Raw genomic sequence first — 15,551 nt, 5'->3', positions numbered from 1 at the left:
GCCTCCTCTTTTGAGCAGACTAACGCGAACCTTGGATGCGTGGTCCTAGGGGTTTCCCGATCGAACGCTATTTCATGATGCAGATTAAATCAGGTAATGCTTCCGCGCGAACCGTTATGCGAGGTGACTGGATCCGGCGTGACGCGCAGAAAGCGAAACTTCTGAATGCTCTTCTGCACACGTTTTGTATTCTGCTCGAACAGCATATAGACCGCGTACGCATACAGGTAACACGCAACAAGCATGATCAGGAGCACCAGCGCGCCGCGGGCATCGAACTGGATACGCTGCCCGAATCCGACTGCGGCGACGAATAGAATGAAAGAGAAATGCGTCAGATACAGCGAATAGGAGAACGCGGAAAAGCGTACCGCGACACGCGACACAAGCGCCGGACGCAGTCGAACGTTTTCCCAGAGAATGCAGCGCAGAAACAGGAAACACGGTACGCCGACGATCCAGTCGTTGCTCCACAGGAACAAACGCGAACACACCAGCGCGGTGATGAACGCCGCTCCGCTGGCGAGCGTGAACCAGGGCAAGCCCGTACGCGCGCCGCGCGACGGAAAGCGTTTCTCCAGCACCACCAGGACGACGCCGAGCAGCCATAGTCCGAACCCGTTCAGAAGCGACGGAAACGCAATCATCGTGGCGAGTGCGAATGCAGCCGCGCCGAAGGCCACAAAGCCTCGCCGCCGACGCAATAGCACGACGCACGCGGGAAACCAGAGGTAATACCAGAACTCGTTGGCGAGGCTCCACAGCGGTCCGTTTGAACCATAAGTGCCGCACGCGAGGGTCTGCAGGAACACGAGGTTGCATGCCAGCGTCGCGCCTCCAAGATGCGACGCGACGTTGATCTGCTGATCGAACGTACCTTCGGTGCCAAGATAGAAAGGCCCGCCTGCCAGCGCGATACCCATGCGGTCCCAGAACATGGTCAGCAGCAATGCGGGAATCAGCACGATCCACAGCCGCGACATGCGTTCGGTCAGATAACGCTGCCAGTTCCATGTTCCAGCCTCGACCTGGCGCAACACTGAACCGCCCACGAAGTATCCGCTCAGCAGGAAGAACACGATCACCGCGGTGTGGCCGTAGTTGCTGATGAAATAAAACAGCTTGCCCGCCAGCCCGATTCCGGCGCTCGCTCGGTAATCGACAAACATGAGATTGCGCAGATGGCTAACGCACACCGCGCCCGCCGCTAATGCGCGGATCAGGTCCAGCGTGTCGCAATGTTGTTTGCCGGTAAGCGCCATGTAAATCTGAATCGGACAGAGGAGTTGTCCGTCAAACTACGGCCCACCCTGCTTTTATTCGGTACGCTCCCCCACATTGCATGGGAGATGGGGCGGCGCCCTACCGAAACAGCAAACGGCTCACAACATTCAGAAACGCGCTTCGATCTGGCTGATCCGCCGTTCGACAGCGTGGCGCACCAGCCCATTCGAAGGCACCAGCAACAGGGACGAAGCGATGATCTGATACACCTTGTTGCGCCTGACTTTGGAGACTTTCTGCGGATCGAGCCAGGCATTGTTGTCCACGAGAAGGATGAGCGTCTCCAGACCGATCAGAATCGGCCAGAGGCTCGCGAGACGCAGGCGTACCGCAAACGCCGGAATTGCCAGCGTATAGTCGAGCGCTTCGCGGAAATGATCGAGTGTCTTGCGCAGCAGTTCGATCATCAGCGGGCGGGCCCGCACGGAATTGGCCGGCAGCAGCAGGTCTTGCGCGCTTAGACCATATCGGTCGAGCATAGTCTGCGGAAGGTAGCAGCGGCCAATTCGCAAATCCTTGCCACAGTCACGCAGCACGTTGGTCATCTGCAGCGCCTTGCCGAAACGCACGCCGCGCCGCGCCATGGTTTCGGGCTGCTCTTTCAGCGTGCCGGGCATGTGCGCGTAAGTCATCGTGGTCCAGAATTCGCCAACGCAACCCGCCACCAGGTACGTGTAGCGGTCGAGTTCTTCGTATTCTCGCAGCGCCGCGATCTGGCCGGAACGTTCGTCCGGGAAGGTGCGAAGGTCGAACTCCATGCCCTCGGTCAGCGTCGAAACGATCTCGCGAACGGCCTTGCGATCGAATTCGCTCAGTTGCAACAACACGTCGAGCGCCGGACCGAGCGATTCGAGCAGCACCTTCTCATCCGACTGGACCTGCTGCCCGGCCACTTCGGCCGCCATGCGCTGGAACAGCGCACCGTCGTCCGCCGCGCCGTTCACCTGATCGCGCAGCGACAGCAGCAAGGCGAGGCGTTGTTCCGGAGAGATCAGCGAAGTGTCCGCGATCGTGTCGGCCGCGCGCGCCAGCAGGTAGGCAAGTCCGATCGGATCGCGCATCCCGGCGGGCAGCACGCGCAGCGTGAGATAAAAGGAGCGTGAAACGCCTTTCAGGAGCGGGCCGAGAAGGAAGGCCCGGGTCGAATTCGGCATGGACGGGATCAGGTCAGGATTAGCGAAAAGCGGGCAGAAATCTGGCGCTGCCGAATTGTATACGGCGCGGCGCTGCCACTCTTCTTCCTGTTGCCATTGCATCGATTGAAAAGCTTGCCTATATGGTGGCCATCGGATCGGCCCATTCGCGCCCATTGGCCGCGCGTCCCTTACGCGCCGCCCCGAGTGGCGGTTCGCCAACCGGGCCGCCACCAGATAGAATCCCCCGCATCCGCGCCCACGCGAGAGCGTTGCCGTGCGACAGCGGGAACGCAAATTGCTGGCGAACGTAGTTTGAGTAACAGACGGTTCGAGTGCGGGCCGTCGCTTCTGCGCACCTTGAATGACACTTCGACAATGACTATCCACGAATCTCCGACGTCTTCCCGACCCAACGTGGAAACTGGCGTCCCCGGTCTCGACGAGATCCTGGGCGGAGGTCTGGTCCGCGGCGGCGTCTACCTGCTGGAAGGCATGGCCGGCGCCGGCAAGACGATTCTGTCGAGCCAGATTGGTTTTCATCGTGTAAGCCAGGGCGAGAAGGTGCTGTACATGACCTTGATCGCCGAATCCCACGACAAGCTTTTGGGGCATCTCAAGGGTCTGAGCTTCTTCGACGAAAAAGCGGTCGCACAGCAGATGCTGTTCGTCTCCGGCTATCACGAACTGATGCAGGACGGTCTCGACGGCTTCCTCAAACTGATCGCCTCGAGCATTTACGATTACCGCCCGAGCCTCATGATCATCGACGGCTTTCGCAGCGCGCGCGAATTCAGCGAAACCGAGTTGTCGCTGTCGAAATTCATCCATGAGTTGAACGCGCTGGTCGCGGCCATGGATTGCACGACCTTGCTGCTCGCGCCGCTCTCGGGTAACGAACCGCATCCGGAACATACGCTGGTCGACGGTCTGATCGAACTGAACCGGTACAACGACGGCATGCGCCGCGCGCGCGAAATCGAAGTCCACAAGATGCGCGCTCGCAATCATTTAATGGGCAAGCATTTCTTCCGCATTGCCGAAAGCGGGCTCCTGATGTTCCCGCGTCTCGAAGCGCAATGTGCCGTACCGCCGGGTCCGGTGGATCTGAAAGCGCGCCTCGGCTTTGGCCTGCCGCATCTCGACAGCCTGCTGGGCGGCGGCTTTGCGCAAGGCTCCACGACTACGCTGATCGGGCCGTCGGGCGTCGGCAAGACGCTGCTGTGCCTGCAGTTTCTTGCGGCCGGCGTCGCGCGCGGCGAACGCTGCGTCTATCTTGGCTTTTACGAAGGTCCGCAGCGGCTGATCGGTAAAGCCGAGGCCGTATCGATCGGGCTCACCGAGGCTCACGAAGACGGCCGGCTCGTCATCCAGTGGCAACCGGCCGTTGAGCTGGCTGTCGACGAGCTCGCGGCCACCGCGCTCGCCACGGTCAAGAAGATCGGCGCGTCGCGCATCGTGATTGACGGGGTGGAGGGGTTCCGCGATTCCGCGTTGCGCACCGAGCGTTTTGGCCTGTTCCTGAATGCGCTGCTGCACCAGCTTCGCGAAGCCTGTGTCACCACGCTGCTGACTGAAGAACTGCCGCTTTATGCCGACCCCGGCCATGCGAAGAGCGTGCGGATGTCGGCGCTGACCGAAAACCTCTTGCTGCTGCGTTACGCCGAAACGGAAACGGGCCTACGGCGCATGATTTCCGTGGTCAAGCAACGTGAGAGTGCTCACGACACCTCCTTGCGAGAACTCGTGATTTCGGCTCAGGGCCTCGACGTGATCGAAAAACTGGCGAACCCCGCCAACGTGTATCCGGCGACGGGCCTGTCGGCCATGCTGCCGCCACGGCGAAATACGTAGCCGCCCATGAAAACCATTCTGGTCGTGGACGACGAGTTCGACATCCTCACAGTGTGGCGGCTGCTTCTGGAGCGGCACGGCTACACGGTGCTGGTCGCGTCGAACGGGGCCGCCGCGCTCGAACAGATACGCAAGACCCGTCCGGACATCATCGTCTCGGACTGCATGATGCCGGTCATGTCGGGACTGCAGTTGTGCGCGGCGCTCAACGCCGATCCCGATCTGCGCGCCATTCCGATCATTTTGTGCAGCGCGGCCGCGGATATCCCCACGCAGCCGAATCCCACCATTGCATACGCCCGCAAGCCGCTGTCATTCGACGCATTGCTCGCGATGCTTCAGCGCATGGCCGCATAAAGCAACGTCAGGCCGCTGATTCGGCGGGCCGACGCGCGAAACACGAAAGCGCCCGGCCGCAACCCGCCTTCAGCGCTGCGCGCTGGCATCCGGAACGCCAGCGAAACCACGCGCAACGCGGCCAACAGCTCCCAGCCCATGCCACTCCCGGCATCTTGAGACGATCGCGCCATTTGTTGAGCGCGCCCAGCGTTCTGCGTTTTGCCGCCGCCTTTTACAGTACGTCATCGATCGCGCGATACCGGAACACTGGCGCGCGACGCAACTTTCGGAGGATCGGTGATGAGCAGCAATCGCGGGAGGATTCCAGTTGCTTTCTTCGGGATCGCGGTGGGCGCACTGGCGTTTGCCAATTTGTGGCGCGTGGCGATCAGGCTCTGGCACCTGCCGGCCGCGATAGGCGGCTTGATGACGGTGGCCGCGCTCGTCGTGTGGATCGTCATTCTGGCCGCCTACGGCCAAAAATGGTTGACGCATGGCGCCGAAGCGCGCGCGGAAATGCAGCATCCTGTGCAATCGTCGTTTGCGGCGCTCGGTCCGGTTTCGAGCCTGCTCGCCGCGCAACTTATAGAGCCGTACGCGCATACGCTGGCGCTCGCGCTGTTCGGCGTAGCCGCGGTTGCACAACTTGCGCTCGGCGTGTATTTGCATGGACGGCTCTGGCAGGGCGGGCGCAAGCCTGAACTGGTAACGCCCGCCATTTACCTGCCGACGGTTGCGCCGAGCTTCGTTGCCGGCACGACTGCGGCCGCGTTCGGGTTCCATCAGTTGGGCGGGCTTCTCTTCGGCGCGGGTGTGCTGTCGTGGCTTGCGATCGAATCGCTGATCCTGCACCGCGCCGCCGTGCACGAACCACTGCCCGAAGCATTGCGCCCGCTGCTCGGCGTGCAACTCGCGCCGCCGGTGGTGGGTGGCGTGACCTATCTGAGCCTGAGCAGCGGCACGCCTGACCTGTTTGCCCTGGTGCTGCTCGGCTATGGCCTGTACCAGGCGCTGCTGCTGTTGCGCCTGCTGCCGTGGATTCGCCAACAGGCCTTCATGCCGGGTTACTGGGCCTTCAGCTTCGGCGTCGCCGCCCTGCCGACCATGGCCCTTCGGATGGTCGAACGCGGCGCGACGGGTCCGCTCGAATGGGCCGCACCGCTTCTGTTCATCGCGGCGAATCTGATCATCGGGATCCTGGTGGTGAAGACGCTGGGTCTGCTGGTGCATGGCAAGCTGATTCCCGCGGCCGCGGCCCCTGCGTCTAGCTCCCAGTCCGCATCGGACGCACCGGCCGCTTCACGAATCGCACAAGCCGGCTAGACTGCCGCTACGGATTCAGCGAGGCGCGCCGCACTTTCGCGCGGCCCAGGTTGCCAGCGCGACCCGCTGCGCGCCGCGCTCAGATGGACGCCGCCACCAGCGCGCCCACATCCGCAATCGCCGCATTGCTGCGCGCCGCGCTGCCATCCGTTTCAGTCAGGTACACGGTCACCAATACCGGACCGCGGCCGGGCGGCCACAGAATCGCGATGTCATTGGCGCTGCCGTGATCGCCAGTGCCGGTCTTGTCGCCCACGCCCCACTCCTTCGGCAACCTGGCGCGAAGCCGCGCTCCGCCGGTTTCGTTGGCGGCGAGCCACGCCAACAGTTGTGCCCGCGACGACGACGACAAATGCTCTCCAAGCAGAAGCTCGCGCAGATTGCCGAGCATGGCGTTAGGCGTGGTGGTATCGCGCGGATCGCCGGGAATGGCTTCGTTCAGCGTCGGCTCGTTACGATCCAGACGCGTGATGCCGTCGCCCAGCCCGCGCGCGAATGCGGTCAACCCTGCCGGTCCGCCGAAAGTCGCCAGCAACAGATTGGCCGCCGTGTTGTCGCTCAGCGTGATCGCCGCCTTGCACAACTCGGCGATGCTCATGCCCGCGTTGCCGGTCAGCTCGCGCGTGTGTTTGCTCGTGGCGGGCGAATTCGGTACCACGTCGCTATGTGAGAACACCACGCGCCGCTGAAGATCTTCCGCGCCGCGGTCCGTGCGCGCCAGCACGGCGCCCGCCGCCAGGACCTTGAAGGTGCTGCACATCGGGAAGCGCTCGTCGGTCCGCAGACCCGCGTGCAAGCCCGACGTCGTATCGACGATCGACACCCCCAGGCGTCCACCGCTCGCCGCCTCGATTTCGGCAAGCCGCCGACGGATCGCATCCGCCCGGGCCAACTCGCGCCCCTGCGCGGTGGCCCCCGTGTTAACCGCCTTGCCGAACGCGCCGGCACTCCCAACCGCAACCCCAGCTATCGAAACACCCAGCATCGCGCCCGCGAACTTCCGTCTCGTGATCATCGCCGCTCCTTTGTGTGAAGCCGCAACTATCGGTTTTCCGCCCGCCGCTGACAAACGATGATAAGTTAGCCAACTCACAAGAAAATCTTATGCCTTCGCCATGAGACCGTACCTGCCATTGAACGCGCTGCGCGCTTTCGAATCGTCCGCGCGGCACTTGAGCTTCACGCGCGCGGCGCTCGAACTGAACGTCACCCAGGCCGCCGTCAGCCAGCAGGTTCGAACCCTGGAAGAGCGGCTGGGAACTGCGCTCTTCAAGCGCCTGCCGCGCGGCCTTGCCATGACCGACGAGGGCCTCGCGCTGCGTCCGGTGCTGACCGACGCATTCGATCGAATCGAAGCCGTACTCAAGCAATTCGAAGGCGGCCACTTTCACGAGGTGCTGACACTCGGCGTGGTGGGCACATTCGCAGTGGGCTGGCTGATGCCGCGCCTTAAGTCGTTTCGCGACGCACATCCGTTCGTCGAACTGCGGCTGCTGACAAACAACAACCTGGTCGACCTCGCCACCGAAGGTCTCGACTTCGCGATCCGCTTCGGTGACGGCACGTGGCCCGGTTCGCTCGCGACGCGGCTGCTCGACGCGCCGCTCGCGCTGCTGTGCACGCCGGAGATCGCCGCGCGGCTGTCGAAGCCGGACGACCTCGCCAACGAGACCTTGCTGCGCTCCTATCGCGCCGACGACTGGATGAGCTGGTTCGCGGCCGCCGGTATTCCGCCGCGACCGATTCGCGGTCCGGTGTTCGATTCGTCGCGGCTGATGGTGGAAGCGGCGATGCAGGGCGCGGGTATCGCGCTCGCGCCCGCGTTGATGTTCGATCACGAGATCAACACAGGCCGGCTGGTACGCCCGTTCGAGGTGGAGGTTCACGCCGGCAGTTACTGGCTGACATGGTTGAAGGGCAAACCCATGACACCGGCGATGCTGCTGTTCAATCAGTGGATCATCAAGGAAGCGGCCGCGCAGGCGCGCAACTAGCCAGTTAGCAGAGCGCCGTGCGGCGATGGCCGTTCATTGCGGGCCGTTCGGCTTGCGGCGGGAACACATTCCACGAGCCGTCGTCATGACGGAAGAAGAAGATCGACAGCAGGCCGCCTGGCCGCAAGGCTTCCACGCAGACATAGCGCTGATGTTGCGACGCACGGTGGCAAAACTGCACGACGCGTGCGGGCATCGACGGGGTCGGGGCGAGCCATTTGTCCACAGCCCAATGCAAGGTCTTTTCCGCGGCAGCCATGATGTTCTCCTTGAATGCTTGAATGTTTGAATCACTGAAACGGGATGTGGCCGGCTCACGCCAACTGCACGGAACCTTGAGCGCCCTTCGCGCTGGCTTCCACGAAAGCCTTCACGAGGCACACCAGCGCATGCATGCCGGTACGCGGATGGCGCAGGCAGCAATGCACCTGTTCGCTACGGCTTTCGCCGAGCAGGCACCATGAGCAGAAGTGCTCGCAGTTGTTCGTCAGCAGGCGATAGTGGTTTTCACCGAGACGGGAGCGAGCGCGGCGCACGGCTTCGTCGCCGACGTAGCGGGCCGACGGAGTCGAGCGGATCGACAGCGGGTGGCCGGCAACGAAGCGTTCCAGTTCCACTTCCTCAACCGGGCCGCGATGCGCTGAACTCGCAAAGCCCGCGTAATGAACCACGCGGCCATTGCCCACATAAATGCCGTGGTGTTCGTAACCGCGACGTTGCGTGACGAGATGCGCGCCGATCGGCAGGTCGATGGTGGACGCGGCGTCGCGGCGGTCTTCGCTGCTGTCGCTGCTCGTCTGAAGAGGGTTCGTGTTCATGGCTGGCCTCGCTTCGATTTCCAACACTGTTGCGAGGTTATTTGCATCATCCAGGCCATGCGCGCAAAAGCCTTTATTTAAAGGGCTTCGCGAGAAATTGCAGCGTTTCGGATGCGACGAGTGTGCGATGTGAACCGACAGAATTTTCGGCGAACTGTTGGCGTACGACGCTCATTTACGGTTGCCGCACGAGACGCAAGCCGGTCCGATAGCGGGGGCATAGGGACGCAAGAATCTGTTGGGTCCGACACCGGTTAGCGTTCGCGCTTGTTGGCTTCCAGCCGACCGATGAATCCGCATGCGCTCATCCGGTATGTGCGCCAGGGCACGCAATCGCCCGGCCATCAAGGCATGACGACAAACCACGAAAAAGGCCGGCGAATTGGCATGGCACTTGCATTCTAACGCCCAGATTCATTAAAAACCGCGCGTCACCGCGCGCGTTACACGCGGCCAACCGGAGAACGACATGTCTTCTATTACTGTGAACGACCTCTCGCTGAATCTCGCGCTAGACCGTAAGGCGATGACAGCGATTCGCGGCGGCGGCGGCGCACCGTGGGTGTATGGCTGGATTCAGCCTTACGTACGCAGCACGCCCAGCATCGGTCCCGTCGTGAACCTGTACGACGTGACCAACAACTTCTATGCTAACCAGATGATCAACACGTTCCAGTCGGTCGACGTCCGCAACACCGGCGCGAACTCGAACATCAGTGTCTCTCCCGACGCACGCAGCAGAAACGATACGGTGTAAACGTTGTGACCTGTGCGAGCCAATTTCGCTGGACGTCGTCAGCGCGTTCCGATCCCGGACGCGTCCGCGAAATCAACGAAGATGCCTGCCTGGACCAGTCCGACCTCGGGCGCTGGGCCGTTGCCGACGGCATGGGCGGGCACGCGGTCGGCGATCTGGCGAGCCGTCTGGTGATCGACGCGCTCGCCCGGCTGACCTCGCCGGTCAGCATGAAGGCCTTCGTCGCCGACGCGCGCTCGCGCCTGCAAAGCGCCAATCGTCAATTGAGGGAAGAAGCCGCGCGCCGCCAGGTGCAGCGTATCGGCAGTACAGTCGTCGCATTGCTTGCCTGTGACCGCTTCTGCGGCTATGTGTGGGCCGGCGACAGTCGCCTGTATCTGCTGCGCGAAGGCAGCTTGCGGCAACTCACCCGCGATCACAGTCAGGTTGAAGCGCTCAAGTCGCTCGGCGTGATCACCGAGGAAGAGGCGCGGCACCATCCGGCGCAGCATATGATCACGCGAGCCGTTGGCGCGACAGACGTACTCGAACTCGACGACGACGCCATCGAAGTGATGGACGGCGACGTCTTCCTGCTCTGCAGCGACGGCCTGAGCAACGAGGTCGGCGAAGAAGACATGCTCGCGGTGCTCAGCAAGGCCGCGAACGCAAACGCCTCTGAAGAACTCGTCGAGCTGGCTCTCGCGCGCGGCGGCCGCGACAACATCACCGCCGTGGTCGTGCGCGCAGAAGACCCGAACGCATCCGACAAAACCTTGCTGAACCCATCCCCTTGAGCCCGTTGCACTGACAGCGATTAATGCTGCGGACTCAAGTCTCTTCGCTTTCGTCGTCGCGCTCGTCCGCGCCGTTCCGGGTAGCGGCCGGCACATTGCGATTGCGGAAGTCCTTTGAATGCAGGCCGTGCTTCTTCAACAGCATCTGCAGATGCGAACGGTTCATGTCGATACGGCGGGCCAGTTCCGCGACCGTGCCGCTCACTTCGCGAAGGCCGCGCTCGAGAAAGGCTTTTTCGGCGTCGTCGCTGGCTGCACGCTTTGCGTCGCTCAGCGACATCAGGTTCGTCACGCTGATCGGTTCCTGCCCTGTCGTGGTCGCCGCGTTGAACGACGCCGCGGATCCGGGCGCCGCGGGCCGCATGTCCTGCGGCAAGTGATCGATATCGGCCATATCGCCGGCCAGACACGATACGCGATACATCACGTTGCGCAGTTCGCGGATATTGCCCGGATACGCATAGTTCAGCAGAAAGTCGCGCAGACGCGGCGTCATTCGCACGGGCCTGCGCTTGAGCGTACCCGCGGCTTCATCGCCGAACCACGCGATCAGCAAAGGAATTTCATCGCGGCGCTCACGCAGCGGCGGCAGCGTGACGTGAATCACGCTCAGCCGGTAAAAGAGGTCTTCGCGGAACTTGCCCTCTTCACTGAGTTGCCGCAGATTGCGATTGGTCGCCGCGACAATGCGCGTATCCACCGCGATCGTTTCATCGGACCCGACGCGCTGAATCTCGTGCGCTTCCAGCACGCGCAGCAGCTTCACCTGCCCGGCGAGCGGCAATTCGCCGATCTCGTCGAGAAAAATCGTACCGGTATGGGCGCTTTCGAATTTACCCTTGCGGTCATTCGAAGCCCCCGTGAATGCCCCCTTGCGATGCCCGAACAATTCCGACTCCAGCAAATTGTCGGGAATCGCGCCGCAATTCACGGAAATAAAGGGCTTGTCGGCACGCGAACCGTTGGCGTGAATCACCTTCGCCATCAATTCCTTGCCGGTGCCGCTTTCGCCGTCGATCAGCACGGGCAAATCGGTCGGCGCCGCTTTCTCGGCGATTTCGAGCGATTCGAGCAAACGCGGATTGTCGCCGAACGTCCCTTCGAAAATGAAGCTGCGTTCGAGCAGCGCCTTGCGCCGCGCGCCTCGTGATTGATCGACGCGCTCCTGCGGTTCGGCGGCTACCGCCGCTTGCACGAAGCGCTCCTTGTGCGAGAGTTGCATCACCTCGTCGCGCAGCGAGGTGGCTTGCCGAAGCAGTTTGTCGATGTCCGCGCGCTCCAGCCGCGACGACCAGCGCAACGTCGAGCGCAAGATCTCGATCCGCTCGATCAGGCCCGCGTACGAAATCGCGGGGCTAGCCTCTTCAATCTGGTCGAGTATTTTCATCATCATGCGCTCAACTGTTTCTGGACCAGTTGGTAATACATGCCGCCGCGCTGGATCAGCTCATCGTGACGGCCCTGTTCGACAATCGCTCCTTCGTACAGCACGAGAATCTTGTCCGCGCGCATGATCGTGCTGAGCCGATGCGCGATGATCACCGCCGTGCGGCCTTTCAGAATGTCGTGCATATTGCCGAGGATATTGCTCTCCGACTGCGAATCCAGCGCCGAGGTCGCTTCGTCGAACACCAGCAGGCGCGGATCGTGATACAGCGCCCGTGCAATGCAAAGCCGCTGGATCTGCCCGCCGGACAAGCCGATTCCGCGCTCGCCGACAATCTGCTCGTAGCCGAGCGGCATCTTGCTGATGAATGCGTGCGCGTCGGCCATCTTCGCCACTTCCTCGATGCGACGCCGGTCGGGCGCGTCGTCGCCGCTCGCGATATTTTCCGCGATCGTGCCGGAGAACAGCAGGTTGCTCTGCATCACGTAGCCAATCTGCGCACGGTAATAGGCTTTATCGACCACGCCGAGATCGTAGCCGTCTATCGTCATCTTGCCCTCGGTCGGCGTGTAGAAGCCCACCAGCAGCTTGGCGAGCGTGGTCTTGCCCGAACCGCTGCGGCCTACGATCGCCACCAGTTCGCCCGGCTTGATATCGAAGCTGATGTTCTCGAGCACGTAGGCCGAGTCGTTTTCGCCGTAGCGGAAATAGACGCCGCTGAGGCTGATTTCGCCCTGAAGTTCGGGCAGCATCACACGCGAGGGTAAATCCTGCGGTTTCTGTTCGGGCTCGATATCGAGCACGTCGCCGAGGCGCTCCATCGCCACGCCCGCGTCGTTGAGCATGCTCCACAAGCCGACCAGTCCCATCAACGGACCGAGCACGCTACCCATGAACGCGTTGAACGCGATCAACTGACCGATCGTCATTTCACGCGCCAGCACGAGATTCGCGCCGACCCAGAGAATGGCAATCGTCGTGGCGGCGTTCAGCAACTGACTGCCGAGTCCCACGAGAATGTTGAATGCATGCGCCCGATATTGCACTTCAAGCGCCTTCGCGTACTTCTTCTCCCAGCGCAAGCGCACTGGCCGCTCGATGCCCATGCCCTTGATCGTCTCCACGCCCGCGAGCGCTTCCATCAAAAACGACTTCGATTCAGTCGAAGCGGTGAACACTTCGCGCGCATAGCCCTTGATCTTCGGCGTGGCGATCGCCGTCAGCGCCATGATCGGAATGACGAACGCGATCAGCACCAGCGTCATCTTCACGTTGTAGACGAACATAATCGTGAAGTAGATGAACACCATCAGCAGGTTCAGCGCGGTGGTGACGGTGGATTCGGTCAGGAAGGCGCGGATCGTCTGGTTCTCCTGGAAGCGCGCGAAAATGTCGCCGGTCTTGCGCTTGGCGAAAAACGAAAACGGCAGCGACAGCGTGTGCTTGAAGAACTGCGACATCATCGCGAAGTCCATGTTGCGCACCATGAAATTGGCGAGATAGGCGCGAATCGACGACATCAATTGCGAAAAGACATTGGCGATGATCAACCCGCCAATCAGCAGATGCAGCAGGCTGACATTCTGATGCACGATCACGCCGTCGAGAATGTTCTGGATAATCAGCGGCGGAATCACACCCAACACCTGAATCACAAAGGTGGCGAGAAACAGGTGGCCGAGAATCTTTTTGTACGGCGTGAGATAGCCGACAAAGCGTATCCACGGCGAACGCGCGGCGGACATTTGCAGCAGATTCGGGCCGCCGGTGAACAGCAGACAGGTACCGCTCCACCCGCGCTCGAAATCTTCCACGGTCATCTTCTTGAAGCCGACGGCCGGGTCTGCGACCCACACATACTCTTTGGAGAGTCCATACACCACGACGTAGTGGTATCCCTCCCAATGCACGATGAACGGTAGATCGAAGCCGCGCAACGAATCGAATGTGCATTGCACACCGCGCGCCGTGAAACCCAGCGATTCGCCCGCGCGGGCGAGACTGTCAAGCGTGGCGCCCTGAGTCGTGACATTGGCGAGCTCACGCAATTTGCCGAGCGTCATTGGAATGCTGTAGTGGCGGCATATCATCGCGAGGCACGCCGCGCCGCAATCCATTTCTTCAGCCTGCTCGACCAGCGCGAAGCGTTTGATGACTTTCTCGCCGAACTCGGGCTTGGTCTGCAGATCGAGCATGAGCGGCAGCTTGCGCCGCTGTTCGACCCGCTTTTGCCGCTGCAACTCGCGGTCCCCGTAGCGAATCCGCTCGTCGAGCACTTCACGCAGCTTCGGATTGCGTTCGAGAATGAAGTGAACCGTGCGCTCCGGAATCACCAGCAGGCGCGTGTCGGTTGTCGCGACAACCGAAGCCATCTGCTCCTGACGCATCAGGCACGCTTTCTCGCCGAATATTTCGCCTTCGCCGAGCGTGGCAAGCGTGTAGTCGTGGCCTTCCTCATGCCGGACGATGCGCACTTCACCCTGGCGCACCACATACAGCCGCCGGTCCTCGCGCCCGTCCTGCTTGAGAATTTCCTTGCCGGCCGCGACCCGCTTCACACCCACGCTGCGTACATATTCTTCGAGTTCCGCCTTGTTCAGTTTGCCGCGCAGATCGAACAACTGCGCGACGAAGCCGCCCGCTGAGTTGATCGCCACATAACTGGCGACGAACGCCAGCGCGGCCTGATTGCCGGCGATCACCGGCTCGATTGCGGCGCGCGGAATGAACAGCAACTCGGTTTTCGCCGACGCCCGCACCGACGCTTCATGCACATAGGCGCGCAACATCGCAATATCGGCGAAGATCTCGCCCGATTTGCGCACGCCCATGCTGGTTTCCTTGCCGTGCTCCTCCGTGAAGATCCGCACGGAACCTGAACGAACCACGTAAAGTCCGTCGGCCGTCTCACCCGCGGAGCAGACCGTTTCGCCGAATGAATAGAAGCGCGCTTGCGCATATTCGGCAAGACGGTCGATCTCGTCGCGCGAAAACGGCGAGAGAATTTCCACCGAGGTTAGAAACTCGGCTGTGGAAGGCGCGGTCTGGGGTGCATCCATGTGCTTGCGGACCTCGAATCGGCGTGTCGTTGCTTTGTTTCAATGCGGCGTGCAGGGCACGAACGCGCTAGCGCGCTTCGATCACGTGCTCCTGAGCGCGTGCAATCAGCCAGCTTTCGCGCAGCAGGCGCCGGACTTCCGAAGCCACATCGGCATCGAGCGTTGCGGGATATTTGGCCGTTACGGCGAAAATCTCGAAGCACGATCGATCCGCCGATGGAAAAGGCCCCAGCAGGTCGCCCACTGCCGCATTGAAAATCTTCGCTTCGATATCGGGCTTCAATGAGCCGCGCAGCACCTTGCCGATCACGCCGCCAGCCTCACGCGTATCAGCAATAGAGTGCTCGCGCGCCATGTCGGCGAAACTGTCGGGATCGTCGTGCAGATACGAAATCATTTCCTTCGCCTTGCCCTCGCTGTCGAGCACGATATGGCTCACTTCGATCGCGTCGAACTTCGGCGAATTCAGCGCGAAGTAGTCCTTGATCGCGGCGTCGTTGCCGATCTCGTCGAGCATCTTCTCCTGGTACAGCCCGTCGGTAATGAAGGCCTCGAATTCGTCGAGACTGACATTGAGCGCATCGAGGTACTGATTCATATCCGTCGCGCGATGCAAGCCGCGCACGCGGCGGAATTGATCGGCGCGCTGCTGGATTTCATCGGCGCTCACGGTGATGCCCTGCTTCTTCGCGGCGTGAACCGTGAGCTTGTCGCGCACGATCTGCTCGATCAGGCTTTCGAACTGGCCGGTCAGTTTCAGAAGACGAATGAACTCGGCCACGTCCACGACTTCGTCATCGATACGCACTATCGCGGTCATCTCATTC

14 protein-coding genes are annotated in these 15,551 nt (G+C 61.7%); 6 read left to right on the top strand and 8 right to left on the bottom strand.

Translation table 11 applies throughout. The features are described from left to right. Window positions 1-89 precede the first annotated feature (89 nt). Entirely contained in the window at window positions 90-1,262 is a 1,173-nt protein-coding gene (locus tag BLW71_RS31015; protein WP_091806240.1) for an acyltransferase family protein, read from the bottom strand. 129 nt (window positions 1,263-1,391) lie between these two features. Next, entirely contained in the window at window positions 1,392-2,438 is a 1,047-nt protein-coding gene (locus BLW71_RS31010; protein ID WP_091809084.1) for a phytoene/squalene synthase family protein, read from the bottom strand. 357 nt (window positions 2,439-2,795) lie between these two features. On the opposite strand from BLW71_RS31010, the gene BLW71_RS31005 reads away from it, so the two are divergent. From BLW71_RS31005 to tehA, 3 genes are all read left to right on the top strand, one after another. Next, entirely contained in the window at window positions 2,796-4,271 is a 1,476-nt protein-coding gene (locus BLW71_RS31005; protein WP_091806237.1) for an ATPase domain-containing protein, read from the top strand. 6 nt (window positions 4,272-4,277) lie between these two features. After that, the gene (locus BLW71_RS31000; protein WP_091806234.1) at window positions 4,278-4,628 is read left to right on the top strand and encodes a response regulator; all 351 of its coding nucleotides are present in this window, start codon (window positions 4,278-4,280) and stop codon (window positions 4,626-4,628) included. Between the two features lie 282 nt (window positions 4,629-4,910). After that, window positions 4,911-5,933 carry a dicarboxylate transporter/tellurite-resistance protein TehA gene (gene tehA, locus BLW71_RS30995; protein WP_091806231.1) on the top strand — a complete coding sequence of 341 codons (1,023 nt, stop codon included), beginning with the start codon at window positions 4,911-4,913 and terminating at the stop codon, window positions 5,931-5,933. A gap of 79 nt (window positions 5,934-6,012) precedes the next feature. Here tehA and bla read toward each other — a convergent pair whose 3' ends face one another. Then, entirely contained in the window at window positions 6,013-6,948 is a 936-nt protein-coding gene (gene bla / locus BLW71_RS30990; RefSeq protein WP_091806228.1) for a class A beta-lactamase, read from the bottom strand. A gap of 100 nt (window positions 6,949-7,048) precedes the next feature. Here bla and BLW71_RS30985 point away from each other — a divergent pair, with 100 nt between their 5' ends. Further along, on the top strand, window positions 7,049-7,927 hold the full coding sequence (locus tag BLW71_RS30985; protein ID WP_091806225.1) for a LysR family transcriptional regulator: 879 nt from the start codon (window positions 7,049-7,051) through the stop codon (window positions 7,925-7,927). Between the two features lie 4 nt (window positions 7,928-7,931). On the opposite strand, the gene BLW71_RS30980 is transcribed toward BLW71_RS30985, so the two are convergent. Together BLW71_RS30980 and BLW71_RS30975 are read right to left on the bottom strand one after the other, a co-directional pair. Beyond that, the gene (locus tag BLW71_RS30980) at window positions 7,932-8,186 is read right to left on the bottom strand and encodes a hypothetical protein (protein WP_091806222.1); all 255 of its coding nucleotides are present in this window, start codon (window positions 8,184-8,186) and stop codon (window positions 7,932-7,934) included. A 55-nt stretch (window positions 8,187-8,241) separates the two neighbouring features. After that, the gene (locus BLW71_RS30975) at window positions 8,242-8,745 is read right to left on the bottom strand and encodes a lecithin retinol acyltransferase family protein (protein WP_091806218.1); all 504 of its coding nucleotides are present in this window, start codon (window positions 8,743-8,745) and stop codon (window positions 8,242-8,244) included. 469 nt (window positions 8,746-9,214) lie between these two features. Here BLW71_RS30975 and BLW71_RS30970 point away from each other — a divergent pair, with 469 nt between their 5' ends. Together BLW71_RS30970 and BLW71_RS30965 are read left to right on the top strand one after the other, a co-directional pair. Then, entirely contained in the window at window positions 9,215-9,502 is a 288-nt protein-coding gene (locus tag BLW71_RS30970; protein WP_091806216.1) for a hypothetical protein, read from the top strand. A 5-nt stretch (window positions 9,503-9,507) separates the two neighbouring features. Beyond that, window positions 9,508-10,278 (top strand): PP2C family protein-serine/threonine phosphatase, encoded by a 771-nt coding sequence (locus tag BLW71_RS30965; protein ID WP_091806212.1) that lies wholly within the window; start codon window positions 9,508-9,510, stop codon window positions 10,276-10,278. 34 nt (window positions 10,279-10,312) lie between these two features. On the opposite strand, the gene BLW71_RS30960 is transcribed toward BLW71_RS30965, so the two are convergent. From BLW71_RS30960 to BLW71_RS30950, 3 genes are all read right to left on the bottom strand, one after another. Then, window positions 10,313-11,668 (bottom strand): sigma-54 interaction domain-containing protein, encoded by a 1,356-nt coding sequence (locus BLW71_RS30960; RefSeq protein WP_091806209.1) that lies wholly within the window; start codon window positions 11,666-11,668, stop codon window positions 10,313-10,315. Then, window positions 11,668-14,724 carry a peptidase domain-containing ABC transporter gene (locus tag BLW71_RS30955; protein WP_091806206.1) on the bottom strand — a complete coding sequence of 1,019 codons (3,057 nt, stop codon included), beginning with the start codon at window positions 14,722-14,724 and terminating at the stop codon, window positions 11,668-11,670. The genes BLW71_RS30960 and BLW71_RS30955 overlap by 1 nt, the downstream gene beginning before the upstream one ends. 67 nt (window positions 14,725-14,791) lie before the next feature. Continuing rightward, on the bottom strand, window positions 14,792-15,544 hold the full coding sequence (locus BLW71_RS30950; RefSeq protein WP_091806203.1) for a peptidylprolyl isomerase: 753 nt from the start codon (window positions 15,542-15,544) through the stop codon (window positions 14,792-14,794). Between the last annotated feature and the right edge of the window lie 7 nt (window positions 15,545-15,551).

The organism is Burkholderia sp. WP9, assembly GCF_900104795.1.
GTDB lineage: Bacteria > Pseudomonadota > Gammaproteobacteria > Burkholderiales > Burkholderiaceae > Paraburkholderia.
Note: the sequence above shows the minus strand (reverse complement) of the source record. Positions and strands in the feature narration are given on the sequence as shown.